Here is a 20,686-nt window from a genome sequence, read left to right on the forward strand (position 1 = left end):
AACACGGAATCATGAAAATAAAATTTATTGGAGGAGCTGGAACAGTTACAGGTTCAAAAACATTAGTAGAAAGTAATGGTGTGCGGATTTTGATAGATTGCGGCCTTTTTCAAGGTATAAAGCCTTTGAGAGAACTCAATTGGAATCCCTTGCCTGTTTTGGCTTCAACTATTGATTTTGTTCTATTGACCCATGGACACTTAGATCATTGTGGTTGGTTGCCAGTTTTAGTTGAACAGGGATTTAAAGGAAAAATTTATTGTTCAAGTCCAACTAAAGAAATTGCTAAATTAATTCTTTTGGATAGTGGTAAAATTCAAGAAGAAGAAGCGTACAAAGCAAATAAGGAAAAATATTCTAAACATGAAGTCGCTAAACCTTTATATACTGCTGCGCAAGCCGAGAAAGTATTTCCTTTTTTTAGAGTTGTTAATGTAAAGGAAACAGTTCCACTGGATGCTGAAATTTCAGCAGTTTTTACAAATGCAGGACATATCATTGGGGCTTGTAGTGTAGAATTGAGTTTAGAAGGTAAAGTTTTGGTTTTTTCTGGAGATGTAGGTAGGGATAATGATGTTTTAATGTTTCCATCCACAAGGCCAACAAAAGGGGATTATATATTTCTGGAAAGCACTTATGGTAATCGTCTTCATCCTGAAACGGATGCGAAATTAGAATTGGAAACGTATATCAATTCTACTTTTAAAAATGGTGGGACAGTAATAATTCCCTCTTTTGCTGTAGAGCGGGCACAGAGTATAATGTATTTGTTATGGAAGTTAAAAACGGAGAAAAAAATCCCAGACATTGAATATATTATTGATTCCCCGATGGGAGTAAGTGCATTTGATGTTTTTTTTAACAATTTAAAATGGCATAAGCTTTCCATAGACGATTGCGTGGCTATGAGTAAAATGTTCACGATGATTACGGATTATAAAGATACAATAGAGGCTATTTATAATAAAAAACCAAAAGTAGTAATTGCTGCTAGTGGAATGGTGACTGGAGGACGTGTTTTAAGTTATTTAACAAATTACATTGGATTACCAGAGACTACTATTATTATTGTGGGGTACCAAGCGGAAGGAACTAGAGGACGCAAATTACTTGAAGGTGCCAAAGAAGTTAAAATTTACGGAAAATATTATCCTGTTTTAGCTAAAATTCTTGACATTGAAGGGCTGTCAGCACATGGTGATCAAAAGGATTTACTTAATTGGCTTTCGGCCTTAGAAAATAAACCTAAAAAAGTATTTTTAGTCCATGGGGAAAATATTCCTGCTGATGAGTTGCGTATAAAAATTAATGAACATTATGGATTTGATTGTGTCATTCCACTAATGGGACAAGAATTTGACCTTTAATCCTTCATATTGTAATTCAGTTGAATATACTATTAGGCGTAAAAAAACTAGATTGTTAAATCTGTACTAGAAGCATGTAGGGTTGTCATGGTATTTTAATTTTAGATTAATCGTTAATTAATCTTTAAAAAGATTCAATAAATTGTGGTTCATGTAAATTATACTTACTTTCACGCACAAAACATTTTTGAATAAAACCCCACAGAATGAATAGCTTTGATTGGAAGAATTTGATAGACCCACTTTTTTATATTCATTTTGATGTGAATGGAATAAAATTAGGGATATATATAGTATTGTTTATTGTTTTTGCCGAGACAGGATTGTTTGCTGGTTTCTTTTTACCTGGAGATAGTTTGCTATTTCTTGCTGGAATTTACAATCGTGAATTGATTGAAAATATATTGTTTATAGATAGTGATTTTATAAATGTTGTTCTCTTGTCGACAATGGTTGGGTTTGCAGGTATTTTAGGTAATATTGTCGGCTATTGGTTTGGATCAAAAAGCGGATACTATCTCTATAATAAAAAAGATACTTTTTGGTTTAAGAAAAAATACCTTGTTCAATCTAAAGATTTTTTTGAAAGGCATGGAGGTAGAGCAATTATTTTCGCTAGGTTTTTGCCAATATTTAGAACTTTCGCTCCTATTGTTGCTGGAATTGTGACTATGGATAAAAAGAAATTTATGTTTTATAATGTGGTTAGTTCTTTTCTATGGTCATTTATATTGATTTTCGCAGGACATTATTTATATGGATTTTTACTAGATAATTATCAAATAAATTTGAAAGAACATATTGAGTTAATCGTTATTGGTTTGGTAGTAATTACTTTATCGCCAGTACTAATCAAGTTAGCTAGAAAGCATCCAGTTTCAGAGGAATAGAACTAAAAAAGTAGTGCTTATTTGACGAAATATTATTTTCAAAAAAAAGTATAAATAAAAAATCCGTTCAACATTGTTGAACGGATTTTTTTATATCTAGAAGGGTTTGATATTACATCATTCCTGGCATTCCGCCTCCCATTGGCATTCCACCTCCGTTATCTTCTTTAATGTCAATTAATGCACACTCAGTAGTAAGAATCATTCCAGCAACTGATGCTGCATTTTCTAATGCTACACGTGTTACTTTTTTAGGGTCGATAATTCCTGCTTTTAGCATATCTACATATTCATCAGTTTTGGCGTTATAACCAAAATCACCTTTTCCTTCAGCTACTTTTGCTACAACTACAGAACCTTCAAGACCTGCATTTTCAACAATAGTTCTTAATGGAGATTCTACTGCACGAGATACAATTTGAATTCCTGTTGCTTCGTCAGCATTGTCTGCTTTTACAGTAGTTAATGCATTTTTAGCTCTTAATAGTGCAACACCACCGCCAGCAACAATACCTTCTTCAACAGCAGCACGAGTTGCATGTAATGCATCATCTACTCTGTCTTTTTTCTCTTTCATTTCTACTTCAGAAGCAGCTCCAACATAAAGAACCGCAACACCGCCAGCTAATTTAGCTAAACGCTCTTGCAATTTTTCTTTGTCATAATCAGAAGTTGTAGCCTCCATTTGACCTTTAATTTGGTTCACACGATTTTTGATCATGTCAGCTTCACCAGCTCCGCTTACAACAGTAGTATTGTCTTTATCGATAGTCACTTTTTTAGCAGTTCCTAACATTTCAATTGTTGTGTTTTCTAAAGTATAACCTCTTTCTTCAGAAATTACAGTTCCACCTGTTAAGATAGCGATATCTTCAAGCATTGCTTTTCTTCTGTCTCCAAAACCGGGTGCTTTTACAGCCGCAATTTTTAATGCTCCTCTTAATTTATTTACTACCAATGTAGATAACGCTTCACCATCAACATCTTCAGCAATAATTAATAAAGGTTTTCCAGATTGTGCTACTGGCTCTAATACAGGAAGTAATTCTTTTAGTGAAGAAACTTTTTTATCATATAATAAAATGTAAGGGTTTTCTAATTCCACTTCCATTTTTTCAGGATTTGTAACAAAATATGGAGAAAGATATCCTCGGTCAAATTGCATTCCTTCAACAACGTCAACATAAGTATCAGTTCCTTTAGCTTCTTCAACTGTGATAACACCTTCTTTTCCTACTTTTGCAAAAGCAGTAGCAATCAATTCACCAATTACTTCGTCATTATTAGCAGAAATAGAAGCGATTTGTTTGATTTTTTCAGAATCAGTACCTACTACTTTTGATTGTTTTGCTAAGTCAGCAACAATGGCCTCAACAGCTTTGTCAATACCGCGTTTCAAATCCATTGGATTTGCACCTGCAGCAACGTTTTTTAAGCCTTCTTTTACAATAGCTTGTGCTAAAACTGTTGCAGTTGTAGTACCGTCTCCAGCTAAATCATTAGTTTTAGAAGCGACTTCTTTAACCATTTGAGCTCCCATGTTTTCTAATGGGTCTTTCAATTCAATTTCTTTTGCTACAGTAACACCATCTTTAGTTACATTTGGTCCACCAAAAGATTTTCCGATGATTACATTACGACCTTTTGGTCCTAGAGTCACTTTTACTGCATTAGCCAATGCATCTACACCACGTTTTAGTCCGTCACGTGCTTCAATATCAAATTTTATATCTTTTGCCATCTTAATTTTTTTGTTTAATGTTTGAAATTTTTTTGTTTAAAGTTTCATTTTAGGATTCGAAAATTGAAACCTGACCCGAACGATAGTGAACAGGCGAAGCAAACTTGAAACAAAATTTAAATTATTGCAAGAATATCATCTTCTCTCATTATCAAGTAATCTTTACCTTCCAATTTTAATTCAGTACCTGCATATTTACCGTAAAGAACAGAATCACCAATTTTAACAGTCATGGAGTGATCTTTTGTTCCGCTTCCTACAGCAACAACAGTTCCTTTTTGTGGTTTCTCTTTTGCAGTATCTGGAATGAAAATTCCTGAAGCAGTTTTTGTTTCAGCAGCAACTGGTTCAATAAGAACACGGTCTGAAAGTGGTTTAATGTTTAAAGCCATAATTATATGTTTTTATTGTTTTATATAGATTGTTAATACGATTTCAGAAATTGTGCCATCTTGCTATAACTGACACATTTTCTTATAAAAAATGCCAGCTTTGACAGGCTGGCACTTAGTAATATTTATATAATGTAAATTATTTTGCAGGTGTTGTTGGTGCAGGTGTGTTTTGTACTGGCGAAGCAGGAGCTGCAGTTTGTGTATTGTCAATGATTTTAGAATCAGTATCGCTTAATGTTCCAGTAAAACTCAAACTAGAAAGTAATATTAATGCAATTAAAATTGTAGCTAATGTCCAAGTACTCTTGTCCAAAAAGTCTGTTGTTTTTTGTACACCACCCATTTGAGTCGATCCTCCTAATGTAGAAGAAAGTCCACCACCTTTAGGGTTTTGAACCATTATTACTACGATCAATAGAAAACAAACTATTGTGATTAAAACTAAAAAAATTGAAAATGTGCTCATTGTTTAATTATTATTGTTTTGTTGTAAAATCTTAATATCCGATATACGGTCTGCAAAGAAACTACTTTTTTCTGGATATTTCAAAATTAATATATCATAAGCTTGAATCGCTTTTTGATATTTTTTTTGTTCCAAATAGACTCTTGCCAAAGTTTCGGTCATTAATGACGAATTATCGTCTTTATTAATATCAATATGAATAGTGGAAGGTACTCCATGTTTTACAGGTGAAATCTTAGGACTTGATTCGATAAAGCGGTCAATTAGTTTTGCTTTTTTCTTTTTTGTCTCGTCCAGAACAGTGTTTTTTGGAGTTTTATTGACTTCGGGTTCTCTTATTATAGGTTGTGTTCTAGAAAGCTGAAGCCATTCCTGAAAAGAGTGTGTCTCATTTTTAGAAAAATCCAAAGGCTTGCCTATGGCCAATTTTTCTTCAACTATTTTTGTGCTGTCAATAGTTTCATTTGAAGCTTCCTTAATAGAAGTGAGAACAGATTGTTCTATAGGTGTTTTCTCTACCTTTAAATTTTCTTTTGAAATAACGACTTCACTATCGATTACAGTTATGTCAAGAAGCTCAAGTGATTTCTTGTCATAAAATTCTTTTTGAATCGCAATAAAACTATCCGAAGTGATAAAATCAAATAAAACGGTTCTGTCTGTTGTATGTGCTGCAGTTACTTTTAAAGCAAAATTATACTTAAAACTATTTTGATTATACAGCCCTTTTAAACGCAAAGCTCTTGCACTTTGAAAAAAAGGAAACTCATCTAGCACTTTTGTCAAAGCCTCCGTTTGATTTTCTGTAATCGCATTTGGTTTATTAATTAAGTAAGTATAATCGGTTACGTTCATAAATAAGTATTCAGTTGGATATATTGTTTTATAAAATGATCTACCATTTGGCTAATGACTCATTGAAGATATCTTGTGTTATTCTATCGAATATTTCTTTTAAAGCGTTGCTCAAAGTTGCTCCGCCTAATTGTTGTGTTGCAGGATAATCGTAATAGAATTCAAATGTTTTTTCAAAATTATCTACTTCTTTATTTTTGTTTGTAAATCGAACATTTACTCTAATCTTTAAACGGTTTTGAGATGCTTTTTGATCCGCTGTTGCAGTCATTGGGCTTATTCTGTAATCTACAATTTCTCCTTCGTATGTCAAATCACCTCCTGTTTTCACTAAATTTAGGTTGGTTTGATTCTGTATAATATCTTGAAGCGCCAGTGTGAATGTACGGTCAATTCCTGGTTCAATCAGGTCAGCATTATTTTGAAAAAAGTTGACTTGAAATGTTTTGGCGTCAATTTTTCCAGTTCCTGTAAAGTTATATACTGAGCAACTGTTAAGTGCAAATAACAAAGCGATTAAGAGGGTATAGTGTAGTTTTTTCATTTTCATTTAAAAATTGCTACGTTAGTTGGCTAACGCTCGGTTCAAAGGTATTCAAAAAATAGTTTGTAAATATCTATTACTATTTGCTAATTTTTTAAAGGTCGAATTGCTTAATTTTTCGGTATAATGTCCTTTCAGAAATCCCAAGTTCATCTGCAGCTGCTTTACGTTTTCCTTTGTTTTTTTCTAATGATTTCTTAATCATTTCGATTTCTTTTTGTTCCAATCTTAAAACTTCTTCTTCTTCAATAGTCTCCGCAAACAAATAATTCTCGTCATTTTCTTCGTAACGTTCTTCTTTATTTGGTGTGGAAATTAAAGCAGTTCTTGGTTCTTCTTCAAAGTCTATTTCACTGTCATTTTCTTTCGAACCATATATTTTCTGAATTAAAGAAGGATTGATGTCCTGTGCTTTTGATGCACCACTTTTCATTAATTCTAGAGTTAGTTTTTTCAAATCATGTAAATCACTTTTCATGTCAAAGAGGACTTTGTATAAAATATCTCTTTCGGTACTAAAGTCGCTTTCTGCTTTTTTATCTTTAATAACCGACGGTAAGTTACTCCCTTCTGAAGGCAAATAGGATTGTAAGGTTTGAGCGGAAATGTCTCTATTTGTTTCTAATACTGAAATTTGTTCGGCTACATTTCGCAATTGACGAATATTTCCACTCCAACGAAATTTTTGTAATACTAAAACTGCATTTTCGTCTAGTTTTAATGGAGGCATTTTATATTTATGTGCAAAATCGGCAGCAAATTTTCTAAACAATAAATGAATATCATCTTTTCTATCTCTTAAAGGAGGTAAAAGGATATCAACTGTACTTAAACGGTAATACAAATCTTCACGAAATTTTCCTTTTTCGATGGCATCAAATAAGTTGACGTTGGTTGCAGCTACAATACGAACATCTGTTTTTTGAACTTGAGAAGAACCTACTTTAATAAATTCGCCATTTTCTAAAACACGAAGTAATCTCACTTGGGTAGTTAATGGTAATTCACCTACTTCATCTAGGAAAATAGTTCCCCCATCAGCCACTTCAAAATACCCTTCACGGGTACTTGTTGCTCCCGTAAAAGCTCCTTTTTCATGACCAAAAAGTTCACTATCAATTGTTCCTTCAGGAATGGCACCACAGTTAACAGCAATATACTTACCGTGTTTTCTATGGGATAGCGAATGTATTATTTTAGGTATACTTTCTTTACCTACACCACTTTCACCTACAACCAGTACTGAAATATCGGTTGGGGCAACTTGAATGGCTTTTTCTATGGCACGATTTAATTTTGGATCATTTCCAATAATTTCAAATCGTTGTTTTATGGCTTGAACTGTATCCATTATTTTGTATTTAAAGTTTTGAGGTTTAAGTTTTCAAGTTCAAAATCGAACTCTATTTAATTAAACGATTCACTGTTGTAATTTATTTTTTTGTCAAAGTATCTTTTACAGTACTCGTTTTTTCTACTTTGTGCTTTGGAAAGTAGGTTCTAATTATATAAAACGTTCCCCCAAATCCTATGATGAAAGTAAGTATTGCTATGATTATTTGTTTTTTTGTCATGTCTTTATTTGTCTTTTTTACCACAAATCACACAAATTTCCACAAATTTATTTATATAACTAATCGTTTGTTTGTTAGTGATTTATTCTGAAAATTCACGATAATTCCAATTTGTGAATCTGCAAGTTTAATGTAATTTAATGTTTGGGCTATGTGTTCGTTATTAATTTCTTTAACTGTTTTTACTTCTAGGATAATTTCATCATAAACAATAAAATCAGCATAAAATTTGTGAGCAAGAATATTTCCTTTGTATTGAATTGAAAATTATTTTTCTCTTTCAAATGGAATATTATTGTTTTTAAATTCAATTTCCAAGGCATCTTTATATACTATTTCTAGTAGACCTGGACCTAAAATTCTATGAACTTCCATACAAATACCAACTATCTTATAATTCTCTTCTTGTTTGTAATATTGCATTTATAAATAATCAGGTTAGGGGATTAATAAACAACATTGAAAATTATAATTTGTGAAAATTTGTGTAATTTGTGGTGTAATTTTTTTAAACTTCCTTAATTCATCTCACTTAAACCCACTGCCTCTCCTTTCAAAGTTCCGCTAGTACAGGAGTTGATTTTTACATTTACAAAATCACCGATTTTATAATTCTCTTTCGGAAAAACTACAGTGATGCTTTGTGAATTTCTACCTGAAAACTCTTCAGTCGATTTTTTTGAAACTTTTTCAACTAAGACCTCTACCGTTTGTCCAATAAATTCTTCTGATCGCAACCAAGCATGTTTTTGTTGTAAGTCTACAATTTCCTGCAGTCTTCTTGCTTTTATTTCTTCGGTTACATCGTCATCCATTTTTCTTCCAGCCAAAGTTCCTGGGCGTTCAGAATACGAATACATATAACCAAAATTATATTTCACATATTCCATTAAACTCAAAGTGTCTTGGTGATCTTCTTCAGTCTCAGTTGGGAAACCAGCAATCATATCTTGTGAAATAGAACTGTTAGGGATTATGGTTCTTATTTTATCGATCAAGGTCATGTATTCTTCACGGGTATGGAGGCGATTCATTGCCGCTAAAATTCTATTACTTCCTGATTGCACCGGTAAGTGAATGTGTTTGCATATATTATTGTGTTTTGCAATCACATGTAAAACACTCTCATGCATATCCTGAGGATTGGATGTTGAAAATCGAATTCTCATTTTAGGAAAACCTTCAGCGACCATTTCTAGTAATTGATCAAAATCTACTGCTGTTGCTTTTTGCATTTCAGAGGCATTTTCAAAATCTTTTTTCAAACCACCACCGTACCAAAGGTAACTGTCAACATTTTGTCCTAAAAGAGTAATTTCTTTAAACCCTTTATCCCATAAATCCTGAATTTCTTTCATGATACTTTGTGGCTCACGACTCCTTTCACGACCGCGGGTAAATGGAACTACGCAAAAAGTACACATGTTATCACAGCCACGAGTTATAGAAACTAATGCGGTTATTCCATTACTCATCAATCGAACAGGAGAAATATCACCATACGTTTCATCTTTCGATAAAATTACATTTATGGCATCACGACCTTCTTCAACTTCTGCTAATAGATTAGGTAAATCTTTATAGGCATCAGGACCTACTACAAGATCTACAATTTTTTCCTCTTCTAAAAATTGACTTTTAAGGCGTTCCGCCATACAGCCTAAAACACCCACTTTCATTTTAGGGTTAATGCGTTTTACTGCATTGTATTTTTCTAAACGTTTACGAACAGTTTGTTCTGCTTTATCTCTAATGGAACAAGTATTTACTAAAACCAAATCGGCTTCTTCCAGAACTTGCGTTGTATTGTATCCATTTACGGATAATATGGAAGCAACGATCTCACTGTCCGAAAAGTTCATCGCACAACCATAGCTTTCTATAAATAATTTTTTTGTATTCTCAGGTTTGTTTTCCAGAACAAGACTTTCGCCTTGTTTACTTTCTTCAATAATCTTTTCCATTGTATATTTTAAAAACGCAAAGATAAGGCAATTTCAATCAATATGACAAGATGTCAGACGAAGAATTAACATTGTTTTAAGTCATTTTGGGAATACTATTTTAACAGCTGTTTCTTACTTTTTGTTTCGAGGTTTTATAAAAAATAAGGATTACAAGTATTATAAAGCGCTACTTTCGGTCGCTTTTAAGGCACCAAAATCGGAAGTTTTTTGTAGGTTTTTCCCAGCTATCTAGACTGAGGATAGGGCGTTATTTTATTGTAAGGATTCCACATTGATCTTGTGGAAATAATTAGTTTGTAATTGAAAAATTAAATATTTTTATGTCTTTTATACCCATATATACGAAATCAAAATTACTTTCAATTTTTTGACAAATAGATGTTTATCTCATTAATAGGAAAAGCAGTACTGTCTGTGTATTTAAATTTATTTTTCAATCCTTAAAAGCGGGTAAAGGCGATAACTCAATTCTAAAAAGATGGAGTTTCTACTACTATGATCATTGCAGTTGTTATTTGTGATTATTTAAGCCGCTTTAAAGTAGTGTGTAAACTTAAATTCGTTTAAGGGAATTTTATCAGAAACGATAGTGTGTTTTTTTACAAGTCAAGTTGCCTCTGTAAGTGAAATTACAGAGGTTATTATTATTATTTAAGTTAGGGTTATATGAGCAATAAATATAATAATGCAGCCAAGCTTGAACCTACGATTGGGCCTATAATAGGAACCCAGGCATAACTCCAGTCGCTGTTTCCTTTTAGAAGTATTGAGTGTACAATTCTAGGGCCTAGGTCTCGAGCTGGGTTAATAGCGTATCCCGTTGTGCCACCTAGGCTTAATCCAATTGCCCATACAAGAATTGCTACAGGTAGAGCACCTATTGAACCTAATCCAATTTTAGCATCAGCGGCTACTGCAATACTTACATTAGGACCTGCGAGATAAAAAATCACAAAAATAAGTACAAAGGTTCCTATGATTTCGCTTATTAAGTTAGATGAATAGTTTCGTATAGCTGGACCTGTACTAAAACAAGCTAATTTTGAGGCTTCATCTTCAGTAGCGGCGAAATGATCTTTATGTGATAGCCAAACTAAGAAAGCGCCTAGCATAGCTCCAATCATTTGAGCGATAATATAGGTCGCTACTTGACTCCAGGCAAATTTACCAATAATTGCTAGTCCAAGTGTTACAACAGGATTTAGATGCGCTCCACTTACTGGGCCAGCCACAGCGACACCTACAAAAACAGCAAAAGCCCATGCTGTAGTAATTACAATCCAACCTGAATTGTTTCCTTTTGTTCCTTTAAGAACTACGTTTGCAACTACTCCGTTGCCTAATAAAATCATTAGCATAGTGCCAATAATTTCTGCTATAAATGGTGTCATCTTTTGGTGTTTTTTTTTGGTTACAATTAATCTTCGATCCAGTTTGAAGCTCGTCCAACAGCTCTGTCCCACTTATGTACTAATATCTCGACTTCATTTCTTGGCATTTCCGGGGTAAATTCACGGTCAATTGACCATTGTTGTTGTAAATCGTCCACACTTTTCCAATATCCAATTGCTAGTCCAGCTAAGTATGCTGCTCCTAAAGCAGTTGTTTCTAGTGTTTTTGGTCTAATTACTTTAAAATTAAATAAATCAGATTGGAATTGCATCATTAAATTATTTGCTGCAGCTCCTCCGTCCACCCTTAATTCGGTTCCTTTTTTACCAAAATCAGCTTCCATAGCTTTGACTAAATCGTATACTTGGTAGGCGATTCCTTCAAGAGTAGCGCGGGCAATATGTGCATTTGTTGTTCCTCTTGTTATTCCTACAATTGCGCCTCTTGCATACTGATCCCAATATGGAGCGCCAAGACCTGTTAATGCTGGCACGAAATAAACGCCACCATTATCTGGAACTTGTGATGCTAAAGCTTCGATTTCTTCTGCTGATTCAATTATTTTAGCTCCATCTCGCAGCCATTGTACGGCTGCACCTCCTACAAAAACACTTCCTTCTAATGCGTACGTTGTTTTTCCGTTGATTTTCCAAGCTATCGTAGTTAGTAAATTGTTTTTGGAATAAACAGGTTTTTCTCCAGTATTCATTAACATGAAACAACCCGTTCCGTATGTGTTTTTAACCATACCAGGCTTTGTGCATAATTGACCAAAAAGTGCTGCTTGTTGGTCTCCAGCAACCCCTGCAATAGGGATTTTTGTTGCGAATAATGTGGTGCAAGTTTCTCCGTATATTTCGCTACTTTCTTTTACTTCGGGAAGCATTGCTCTTGGAATGTCAAATAACTCAAGTAGTTCAGTGTCCCATTCTAGTGTGTGGATGTTTAATAATAATGTTCGACTGGCATTAGAAACATCTGTCATGAACATGGCTCCACGAGTAAGTTTCCAGATTAGCCATGTGTCTACAGTTCCAAAACATAGTTTTCCTTGTTCCGCTTTTTCACGCGCTCCAGGAACATTGTCTAAAATCCATTTTACCTTTGTCCCAGAAAAATAAGCATCTAAAACTAAACCGGTCTTTTTCTGGATCATTTCTGCGTGTCCTTTTGCTTTTAACTCATCACAATACTTTGCGGTTCTTCGATCTTGCCAAACAATTGCGTTGTAAATAGGTTCGCTAGTTTCTCTGTCCCAGACAATTGTAGTTTCTCTTTGATTTGTAATGCCAATTGCAGCAATTTGTTTTCCGTTTATTCCTGTTTTTGCAATGACTTCGGCAGCAACACTAATTTGGGAAGACCAAATTTCGTTTGGATCGTGTTCAACCCATCCTGGTTTAGGGAATATTTGCTCAAATGACTTTTGAGATATGTTTACTATTTCTCCACTATGGTTAAAGATGATTGCTCTTGATGATGTTGTCCCTTGGTCGAGGGCAAGGATTAATTTATTTTGCATGGTTGGCATTTATAGTTAAAGATTAATTTATTTTAAATTCCGATAAAAGGAATCCGTTGGCTAAAGTCTTAAATTCGGTTATTTGTTTTTCTGTCCAATCTTCATCGTGTCCAAGTTCTTTAGCGATCAATTGAGCTACTTTTTTTGAAACGGCAATAGCTGCACGAGCATCTAAAAATAAGAGGCGTACTCTTCTTGAAAGCACATCGTCAACTGTTCTTGCCATTTCATAGCGAATTGCCCATGCAACTTCTGCCATGGTATAATCATAATTTGGATGGAGTTTTTGTTTTAATTCGGGTTCTTCATTTTGTAATTCTAGTATTTTAGGAGCATCAGTTCCGTATATGTATAGGTGGTTTTCGCGATCAACAGTGTTTGTTTTAATATTTCCATGAATGGATATGTGTTCTGTTTGACATTCTTTTTTAGGTAGATGTCTTACAGTTATCGCTTTGTCAATAATATCCTCAGCAATTTTTCTATAAGTGGTCCATTTTCCGCCTGTGATAGTGATTAATCCAGTTTCAGAAACAATTATTTTGTGACTTCGTGAAACTTCTTTCGTGCTTTTTCCTTCTTTTTCTGGAGCTGCAAGTGGTCTTAATCCAGCAAAAACGGACAGTACATCTGCGCGTGTGGGCTTTTTTGCTAAGAATCGCTGTGCTGTCTCTAATACGAATTCAATTTCTTTTTCTAATGCTATAGGTTCTAAACTGTGACTCTTGATTAGTGTATCAGTTGTTCCAACTACAATTTTATCATGCCAGGGCACTGCAAATAAAACACGTCCATCACTTGTTTTAGGAATCATCAATGCGTAGTCACTAGGTAGGAACGATGTGTCAAAGACAAGATGGATGCCTTGACTTGGAACAATGTATTTTCTATAAACAGTATCGTTTAGTTTCATTATTGCATTAGTAAAAACTCCAGTTGCGTTTATGATCGCTTTTCCTTTTAACTCAAATACCTCTCCAGTTTCTTGGTTTTTTACTTGCACACCAGTAACTTGGTTTTTACTGTCCTTTAATAAGTTAACTACTTTGGTGTAGTTTAAAAGGCAGGCTCCTTTTTCCACGGCGGTCTGACCAATATTGATGGCTAAACGTGAATCGTCAAATTGACCGTCTTGATAGATAACACCACTAACTAATCCTTTTTGTTCAACTGTGGGAAGTAACTCAATTGTTCTTTTCTTTGAAATATATTTAGATTTGCCTAAGCTTAATTTACCAGCTAACATGTCGTAAATGGTAAGTCCTATAGTGTAAAAATAACCGCCCCACCAATTATAGTTGGGTATAACGAAAGATTGGTTTTTAACAAGATGACCAGCATTTTGGGCCATTAAACCTCTTTCTTTAAGAGCTTCTCTTACAAGAGAGATATCACCTTGCTCAAGATAACGTACACCACCGTGAACTAGTTTAGTACTTCTACTTGAGGTGCCTTTTGCGAAATCTACTGCTTCAACTAAAATCGTTTTGTACCCTCTGCTAGCAGCATCAAGTGCAGTTCCTAGTCCGCTGGCCCCTCCACCAATGATGATTACATCCCATTCTGGTGTTTGTTTTAGTTTTGTTAATTGTTCGGATAGTTTCATTGTGTGTTATATTTGTTGTTTTGTAGCTTCGATTACTTTCGAATAACAAACATAATGAAATTAAATGAAGGTAAAATTATTTAAATGAAATTTATTTATATATTTTATTTTTGTACCTTTAAAAATAACCAAAATTAAGCAACAGGAGAGATATTATGACTATAATCAATAGAAGGCAAGAAGATATACTTAAAGAATTAGATCAAAAAGGATATGTGAATGTGGTTGATTTATGTGAAACACATAATGTTTCAACCGTAACCATACGAAAGGATTTAAATTTTTTGGAAAACGAAAAACTTTTACATCGTACGCATGGAGGAGCTAGTAAACAGCCTATTTATGCTTTTGAAAGGGATGTAAGTGATAAGGAAACGTTGCAGGTAGAGCAAAAAAAACAAATTGCAGAAGAAGCCTTGAAGTATATTAGTAATAATGATTATATTATATTAGGGTCGGGTTCCAATATTCATTATTTATCACGTATTATTAAAGGTTTTCATAAATTAACAGTCCTTACGCCATCGTTAAAGGTTTCGTTAGAGCTTTGTAAAGATACAAGTATTGATACAATTCAATTAGGTGGAGATATTCGAAATAGTTCGACTTCGGCAGTTGGGCCTATTGCAGAAGCCACTTTAGGTCAGTTTTCTTGTAATAAGTTGTTTCTAGGAACGGATGGTCTTCATTTAGAATTTGGTTTGAGTACGTCAAATGCTCTTGAGGCACATCTTAATAAAGCGATGATTGACGTGGCTGAGAAAGTTATCGTGTTAGCAGATTCTACAAAAATGAATATTAGGGGGTTTGGTAAAATTTGTAATTTAAATAAAATTGACGTTTTGATTACGGATAGTGGTATTGATAACGAAACAAAAGTAAAACTAGAAGAATTTGGTATTGATGTTGTCGTTGCTGGAAAAGGATGATTCTTATTAATTAATGTATACGTATTAGTTGTAAAAGAATTGATTTTATTGGTTTTAATGATTGTTATTAGTTACCGTTTTAGGGATTAGTTTTTGGATGAAAAATATTTTAAAAATTTTCAAAAGCCCAATATTTAAAAAAAACTTCTACTTTTGTCCTAGAAAAATAGAGCAATGGCAAAGAATTTAGTAATAGTTGAGTCACCTGCAAAGGCAAAAACAATCGAGAAATTTTTAGGAAGTGATTTCCAAGTAGAGTCAAGTTATGGGCATATTGCCGACTTGCCTTCAAAGGAAATTGGTGTAGATGTAGAGAATGGTTTTAAACCTAAATATGAAGTTTCGGCTGATAAAAAAGCATTAGTAACCAAGCTAAAAGGATTGGCTAAAAAAGCCGAAATGGTTTGGTTAGCAAGTGATGAGGATCGAGAGGGGGAAGCTATTTCTTGGCATTTATCGGAAGAATTAAAATTAGATGCAAAAAAAACAAAGCGTATTGTTTTTCATGAGATTACTAAAAATGCCATTTTAAAAGCAATTGATAATCCTCGCGAGATTGATTATAATTTAGTGAATGCGCAGCAAGCACGTCGCGTTTTAGATCGATTGGTAGGTTATGAATTATCTCCTGTTCTTTGGAGAAAAATAAAAGGCGGACTTTCAGCAGGTCGTGTACAATCAGTATCCGTTCGTTTAATTGTGGAGCGTGAAAGAGAAATTCAAAATTACAATTCAATTGCAACTTATTCTGTTGTTGCAGAATTTACTAACGAAGCAGGAAAGTCATTCAAAGCAAAGCTGCCTAAGAATTTCAATACTAAAAAAGAAGCCGAAGATTTTTTAAATAAAAATGTAGGTTCTACTTATAAGGTTTCAGATTTAGAAACGAAACCGACAAAAAAATCACCAACAGGTCCGTTTACAACTTCAACTTTACAACAAGAAGCGGCACGCAAGTTGTACTTGCCAGTTGGAATTACTATGCAATTAGCACAACGTTTATACGAAGCTGGACTTATCACTTATATGAGAACCGATAGTGTTAACTTGTCTAAGGATGCTATGGATGCGGCTCAAGCTGAAATTATTAAATCTTATGGTAAGGAGTTTTCTAAGCCTCGTACTTTTGTCAATAAAAGTAAAGGAGCTCAAGAAGCGCATGAGGCGATTCGTCCTACGGATATGTCAAGACACACTGTAAATATTGACAGAGACCAAGCTCGATTGTATGACTTAATTTGGAAAAGAACATTGGCTTCCCAAATGAGTGATGCGCAACTGGAAAGAACAAACGTAAAAATTGAAGCTAATAATCACGGAGAGTTGTTTACAGCTTCTGGTGAAGTATTGCTATTTGAAGGGTTTTTAAAAGTATATCTTGAAGGTCATGATGACGATGAAGAGGAGCAAGAAGGAATGCTTCCTGCAATGAAAGTCAATGAAAAGTTATTAAATAACTACATCACTGCTACAGAAAGATATTCAAGACCACCAGCTCGTTATACTGAAGCTTCTTTAGTAAAAAAATTAGAAGAACTAGGGATTGGGCGCCCATCTACTTATGCTCCAACTATTTCTACAATTATAAATAGAAACTATGTAGAGAAAGGAAATCTTGACGGTCAGGAGCGTAATTATACTCAACTTACTTTGCAATCAAATAAAGTAGGAGAGAAGTTACTTAAAGAAAATACCGGTTCAGATAAGGGAAAATTAGTGCCAACAGATATTGGAACTATTGTTACTGATTTCTTGGTTAAGAATTTTGGAAACATATTAGATTACAACTTTACCGCCAAAGTAGAGCAAGATTTTGATGAAATTGCGGAGGGAAATGTTGATTGGGCAGTAATGATGAAAGAATTCTACGATCAATTTCATCCAATAGTTAAAGATGTAGAGGCAAATGCTGAAAGAGAAAGTGGAGAGCGAATTTTAGGAACAGATCCAAAAAGTGGAAAGCCAGTTTCTGTTCGTTTAGGAAAGTTTGGACCTATGGCTCAAATTGGAGCTGCAGATGATGAAGAGAAAAAGTTTGCTAGTTTGATGGCAGACCAAAATATAGGAAATATAAATTTAGAAGAAGCATTAAATTTATTTTTGCTTCCTAAAAATTTAGGAGAATACAAAGGAGAAGAGGTCGAAGTGAGTAATGGTCGTTTTGGTCCCTATATTCGTCATGGTGCTGCATTTGTATCTTTGCCAAAAGGAGAGAATCCACTTGACGTTGATTTTAAAAGAGCGCAAGAGTTAATTGACGAAAAAGCAATTGCTGACGCTCCAATAGCTGTTTATAAAGGAGAAGGAGTTCAAAAAGGAACTGGCCGTTTTGGTCCTTTTATAAAATGGAATGGCTTATTTATTAATGTAAGTAAAAAATATAATTTTGATAATTTATCGCAATCGGACATAGAAGCATTGATTGAAGATAAATTACAGAAAAATATCGACAAGGTATTGCACAACTGGGTTGAAGAAGGGATTTTAGTTGAAAAAGCACGTTGGGGTCGTTCCGTTATTACTAAAGGAAAAATTAAAATTGAACTGAGTAAGGACGTAGATGCTACTAAATTAACTTTGGAAGAAGTTCAAGAGATGATTGCTAAGAAAACACCAGCGAAAAAGGTAGCGGCGAAAAAAGCTCCAGCTAAAAAGGCAGTAGCGAAAAAAGTTACCGTTAAGAAACCTGTAGTAAAAAAGAAATAAAATGGAATTTGATTTTTTAAAACCCATTGATAGTGATTTTTTGGAAAAGTTATCTTCTCAGCAATTGGGAAGTAAAATTGTTTTTCATACTAAAGATCAATTTCCAGATTTAAATAAAATTAATATCGCCGTGATTGGAGTTTTGGAAAATCGCGGAAGCGATACTGCATTTTCGGAAGTGGATATAATGGCTATTCGAAAAGAATTGTACAGTATGTTTCCGGGAAATTGGGACGCTTCAATTGCGGATTTAGGAGATATTCTTGCCGGAGATACGATTACCGATACTTATTTTGCTTTACGTAAAGTAGTTTCTAATTTGATTAAAAATAAAATTATTCCAATCATTATCGGAGGTTCTCAAGATTTGACCTATGCCTTATATAGAGCATATGACGAATTAGAACAAATGGTTAACCTAGTTTCTATAGATAGTAAATTTGATTTTGGAAAAGAAAATGAAGAAACATCTTCAAATTCTTATTTGACCAAGATAATAATTGACGAACCTAATAATCTCTTTAATTATTGTAATATAGGATATCAAACCTATTATAATTCTCAAGAAGAGATAGATTTAGTTGAAAAGCTATTTTTTGATGGATATCGCTTGGGTGAAATTTCTAATAATATAGCTTTGGCTGAACCCGTTTTTAGGGATGCTGACATCGTTAGTCTTGATTTGAATTCTGTAAAGTCCTCAGATTCAGGAAATTTCAGTATATTTACGCCTAATGGTTTTAATGGAAAAGAGATTTGTTCCTTGTCAAGGTATGCTGGTATAAGTGATAAAGTATCCATGTTTGGGATATTTAATCATAATAATTCTGTACAGGAATCAGTATTAGTTGCACAAATTATTTGGTATTTTATTGAAGGGTTTCATTATCGTTCTAATGAATATCCTTTTGGAAGTAGAGAAAATTATATAAAATATATAGTTCCATCTGAAGAAGAAGTTTTAGTTTTTTATAAAAGTGATAAGACGGATAGATGGTGGATTGAAATTCCATTTATTTCAAATGGGAATAATAAATTGAAAAGAAATACGTTATTACCATGTTCTTATGATGAATATATAGGGGCATGTAATCAGGAATTACCTGAAAGATGGTGGAAGGCACAGCGTAAAAACAGTATTTAAAAATTGTTTTTAAGCTTACTGAATTTTTATTGTAAAAAATAATGTTGTTTAGTGTAAAATAATTGTTTTTTAAAAAAATAATAAATAGGTTTACACACTTAAATAATAATGAATAATTAACCCGAATTTATATGAAGAAGTTCATTGCATTTATGGCAATTTTGGCGCTATTAATAAGCTGTGGTAAATCAGGCGACAAAGGTGAATTGGTAGGGATTAATGGAGGGAAATGGCATCCAGAAAAACCTTATGGAATGACTTTGGTTCCTGGAGGTGCATTTATAATGGGTAAATCTGATGATGATGTAGCTGCAATTCAAGATGCTCCAACAAAAACGGTTACTGTTCGTTCCTTTTATATGGATGAAACTGAAATTACCAATAGCGAATACCGTCAGTTTGTAGAATGGGTAAAAGATTCTACAATGAGAGTAAGGTTAGCTATTCTTGCAGATGAAAGTGGTATTAAAGCAGGTGATGGAAAAGGAAAAGGTAAAAATGCTGGAAGTATAGGTGATTTTGCTTTTAATGATTCTGATCCGGAAAAAATGACTGCGTATGATAAGTATATGTACGATAACTATTACAGTATAGGTACGGACGACGATCCTTATGCTGGTAGAAGATTAAATAGAAAAGTAAAATTAATTAAAGATACTAAGTTATATCCTGACGAATATTACGTTGAAGTAATGGACTCGATGTATTTGCCCTTAGCGGCTTCTTATAATGGTTTAAGGACTATTGATGTAGATAAGCTTAAATTCCGTTACTCTTGGATGGATATTCAGGCCGCAGCTAAAGCTAAAGTTGGAAAAAGAAAAGATTTTATTAAAACAGAAGAAGTAAAAGTATATCCAGATACAACAGTTTGGATTAAAGATTTTTCGTATTCTTACAATGAACCAATGCATAATGATTATTTCTGGCATAAAGCATATGGAGATTATCCTGTTGTTGGTGTGAAATGGACACAAGCAAAAGCTTTTTGTGCTTGGAGAACACTTAATAAAAATACATATATCAAATCAAAGAAAAAAGGACACGACTTAATCAATTCATTCAGATTGCCTACGGAAGCAGAATGGGAATATTCAGCTAGAGGTGGTTTAGAGTCAGGTACTTACCCTTGGGGAGGTCCTTACACTAAAAATGATAGAGGTTGTTTTCTTGCTAATTTTAAACCAAATAGAGGGGATTATGCAGCTGACCAGGCATTGTATACTGTAGAAGCTAAATCTTACGAGCCAAATGGTTATAATTTGTATAACATGGCTGGAAACGTTTCGGAATGGACTGATTCATCATATGACCCAAATGCTTATGAATATGTTTCTTCAATGAACCCAAATGTTCAGGATGGCTCAAACAAACGTAAAGTAGTTCGTGGAGGATCATGGAAAGACGTTGCTTATTTCCTACAAGTAAGTACTAGAGATTTTGAATATGCTGATTCTGCAAGAAGTTTTATTGGATTCAGAACTGTTCAAGATTACATGGGATTAGAAACAACCGGAAACGGTAAGAAAATTAAAAGATAAATAAAAACAAAAACCAAATCTACTAACTACCTAAAAAAAAATTAAAT

16 protein-coding genes and 1 pseudogene are annotated in these 20,686 nt (G+C 33.7%); 6 read left to right on the top strand and 11 right to left on the bottom strand.

Going from position 1 to position 20,686, the window contains the following annotated elements:
- Positions 1–11 precede the first annotated feature (11 nt).
- Positions 12–1,367: an MBL fold metallo-hydrolase gene (locus AB3G39_RS05390; RefSeq protein WP_369752500.1), complete on the top strand. Its 1,356-nt coding sequence runs from the start codon at positions 12–14 to the stop codon at positions 1,365–1,367.
- A 206-nt stretch (positions 1,368–1,573) separates the two neighbouring features.
- On the top strand, positions 1,574–2,257 hold the full coding sequence (locus tag AB3G39_RS05395) for a DedA family protein (RefSeq protein WP_367755021.1): 684 nt from the start codon (positions 1,574–1,576) through the stop codon (positions 2,255–2,257).
- Positions 2,258–2,369: 112 nt separating this feature from the next.
- Here AB3G39_RS05395 and groL read toward each other — a convergent pair whose 3' ends face one another.
- The 11 genes and pseudogenes from groL to AB3G39_RS05450 all read right to left on the bottom strand — a co-directional run bounded on the left by groL (position 2,370) and on the right by AB3G39_RS05450 (position 14,319).
- On the bottom strand, positions 2,370–3,998 hold the full coding sequence (groL, locus tag AB3G39_RS05400; protein WP_367771902.1) for a chaperonin GroEL: 1,629 nt from the start codon (positions 3,996–3,998) through the stop codon (positions 2,370–2,372).
- A gap of 116 nt (positions 3,999–4,114) precedes the next feature.
- Entirely contained in the window at positions 4,115–4,390 is a 276-nt protein-coding gene (gene groES, locus AB3G39_RS05405) for a co-chaperone GroES (protein WP_367755018.1), read from the bottom strand.
- Between the two features lie 139 nt (positions 4,391–4,529).
- Positions 4,530–4,859 carry a preprotein translocase subunit SecG gene (gene secG, locus AB3G39_RS05410; RefSeq protein ID WP_367755016.1) on the bottom strand — a complete coding sequence of 110 codons (330 nt, stop codon included), beginning with the start codon at positions 4,857–4,859 and terminating at the stop codon, positions 4,530–4,532.
- 3 nt (positions 4,860–4,862) lie between these two features.
- On the bottom strand, positions 4,863–5,714 hold the full coding sequence (locus AB3G39_RS05415; protein ID WP_369766190.1) for a tetratricopeptide repeat protein: 852 nt from the start codon (positions 5,712–5,714) through the stop codon (positions 4,863–4,865).
- A gap of 40 nt (positions 5,715–5,754) precedes the next feature.
- Positions 5,755–6,264 (bottom strand): LptE family protein, encoded by a 510-nt coding sequence (locus tag AB3G39_RS05420; protein ID WP_369752499.1) that lies wholly within the window; start codon positions 6,262–6,264, stop codon positions 5,755–5,757.
- A gap of 88 nt (positions 6,265–6,352) precedes the next feature.
- Positions 6,353–7,609, bottom strand: coding sequence for a sigma 54-interacting transcriptional regulator (locus AB3G39_RS05425; RefSeq protein WP_369766191.1), 1,257 nt, complete (start codon positions 7,607–7,609; stop codon positions 6,353–6,355).
- Positions 7,610–7,883: 274 nt separating this feature from the next.
- Positions 7,884–8,255: pseudogene (locus tag AB3G39_RS05430) on the bottom strand (GxxExxY protein).
- Between the two features lie 95 nt (positions 8,256–8,350).
- Entirely contained in the window at positions 8,351–9,796 is a 1,446-nt protein-coding gene (miaB, locus tag AB3G39_RS05435) for a tRNA (N6-isopentenyl adenosine(37)-C2)-methylthiotransferase MiaB (protein ID WP_369766192.1), read from the bottom strand.
- Between the two features lie 665 nt (positions 9,797–10,461).
- The gene (locus AB3G39_RS05440; protein ID WP_369766193.1) at positions 10,462–11,190 is read right to left on the bottom strand and encodes an MIP/aquaporin family protein; all 729 of its coding nucleotides are present in this window, start codon (positions 11,188–11,190) and stop codon (positions 10,462–10,464) included.
- Positions 11,191–11,216: 26 nt separating this feature from the next.
- The gene (gene glpK, locus AB3G39_RS05445) at positions 11,217–12,713 is read right to left on the bottom strand and encodes a glycerol kinase GlpK (protein ID WP_367771888.1); all 1,497 of its coding nucleotides are present in this window, start codon (positions 12,711–12,713) and stop codon (positions 11,217–11,219) included.
- A 22-nt stretch (positions 12,714–12,735) separates the two neighbouring features.
- Positions 12,736–14,319 carry an FAD-dependent oxidoreductase gene (locus tag AB3G39_RS05450; RefSeq protein ID WP_369766194.1) on the bottom strand — a complete coding sequence of 528 codons (1,584 nt, stop codon included), beginning with the start codon at positions 14,317–14,319 and terminating at the stop codon, positions 12,736–12,738.
- 155 nt (positions 14,320–14,474) lie between these two features.
- On the opposite strand from AB3G39_RS05450, the gene AB3G39_RS05455 reads away from it, so the two are divergent.
- From AB3G39_RS05455 to gldK, 4 genes are all read left to right on the top strand, one after another.
- Positions 14,475–15,248 (top strand): DeoR/GlpR family DNA-binding transcription regulator, encoded by a 774-nt coding sequence (locus tag AB3G39_RS05455; protein ID WP_367771884.1) that lies wholly within the window; start codon positions 14,475–14,477, stop codon positions 15,246–15,248.
- Positions 15,249–15,422: 174 nt separating this feature from the next.
- On the top strand, positions 15,423–17,954 hold the full coding sequence (gene topA, locus AB3G39_RS05460) for a type I DNA topoisomerase (RefSeq protein WP_369752496.1): 2,532 nt from the start codon (positions 15,423–15,425) through the stop codon (positions 17,952–17,954).
- Between the two features lies 1 nt (position 17,955).
- Positions 17,956–19,098, top strand: a complete 1,143-nt coding sequence (locus AB3G39_RS05465) for a formimidoylglutamase (protein ID WP_369752495.1) — start codon at positions 17,956–17,958, stop codon at positions 19,096–19,098.
- A 131-nt stretch (positions 19,099–19,229) separates the two neighbouring features.
- Complete coding sequence (gene gldK, locus AB3G39_RS05470) at positions 19,230–20,639, top strand: gliding motility lipoprotein GldK (protein WP_367755001.1); 1,410 nt, start codon at positions 19,230–19,232, stop codon at positions 20,637–20,639.
- Positions 20,640–20,686: the final 47 nt, after the last annotated feature.

The sequence above is a fragment of the Flavobacterium sp. WC2416 genome, from assembly GCF_041200095.1.
GTDB lineage: Bacteria > Bacteroidota > Bacteroidia > Flavobacteriales > Flavobacteriaceae > Flavobacterium.

Excerpts from the sequence above, each read along its gene's own strand:
- groES (WP_367755018.1), bottom strand. The coding sequence starts at position 4,390 with ATGGCTTTAAACATTAAACCACTTTCAGACCGTGTTCTTATTGAACCA.
- glpK (WP_367771888.1), bottom strand. The coding sequence starts at position 12,713 with ATGCAAAATAAATTAATCCTTGCCCTCGACCAAGGGACAACATCATCA.
- AB3G39_RS05420 (WP_369752499.1), bottom strand. The coding sequence starts at position 6,264 with ATGAAAATGAAAAAACTACACTATACCCTCTTAATCGCTTTGTTATTT.
- AB3G39_RS05395 (WP_367755021.1), top strand. The coding sequence starts at position 1,574 with ATGAATAGCTTTGATTGGAAGAATTTGATAGACCCACTTTTTTATATT.
- AB3G39_RS05450 (WP_369766194.1), bottom strand. The coding sequence starts at position 14,319 with ATGAAACTATCCGAACAATTAACAAAACTAAAACAAACACCAGAATGG.
- miaB (WP_369766192.1), bottom strand. The coding sequence starts at position 9,796 with ATGGAAAAGATTATTGAAGAAAGTAAACAAGGCGAAAGTCTTGTTCTG.
- AB3G39_RS05415 (WP_369766190.1), bottom strand. The coding sequence starts at position 5,714 with ATGAACGTAACCGATTATACTTACTTAATTAATAAACCAAATGCGATT.
- AB3G39_RS05425 (WP_369766191.1), bottom strand. The coding sequence starts at position 7,609 with ATGGATACAGTTCAAGCCATAAAACAACGATTTGAAATTATTGGAAAT.
- AB3G39_RS05390 (WP_369752500.1), top strand. The coding sequence starts at position 12 with ATGAAAATAAAATTTATTGGAGGAGCTGGAACAGTTACAGGTTCAAAA.
- topA (WP_369752496.1), top strand. The coding sequence starts at position 15,423 with ATGGCAAAGAATTTAGTAATAGTTGAGTCACCTGCAAAGGCAAAAACA.
- groL (WP_367771902.1), bottom strand. The coding sequence starts at position 3,998 with ATGGCAAAAGATATAAAATTTGATATTGAAGCACGTGACGGACTAAAA.
- secG (WP_367755016.1), bottom strand. The coding sequence starts at position 4,859 with ATGAGCACATTTTCAATTTTTTTAGTTTTAATCACAATAGTTTGTTTT.
- AB3G39_RS05465 (WP_369752495.1), top strand. The coding sequence starts at position 17,956 with ATGGAATTTGATTTTTTAAAACCCATTGATAGTGATTTTTTGGAAAAG.
- AB3G39_RS05455 (WP_367771884.1), top strand. The coding sequence starts at position 14,475 with ATGACTATAATCAATAGAAGGCAAGAAGATATACTTAAAGAATTAGAT.
- gldK (WP_367755001.1), top strand. The coding sequence starts at position 19,230 with ATGAAGAAGTTCATTGCATTTATGGCAATTTTGGCGCTATTAATAAGC.
- AB3G39_RS05440 (WP_369766193.1), bottom strand. The coding sequence starts at position 11,190 with ATGACACCATTTATAGCAGAAATTATTGGCACTATGCTAATGATTTTA.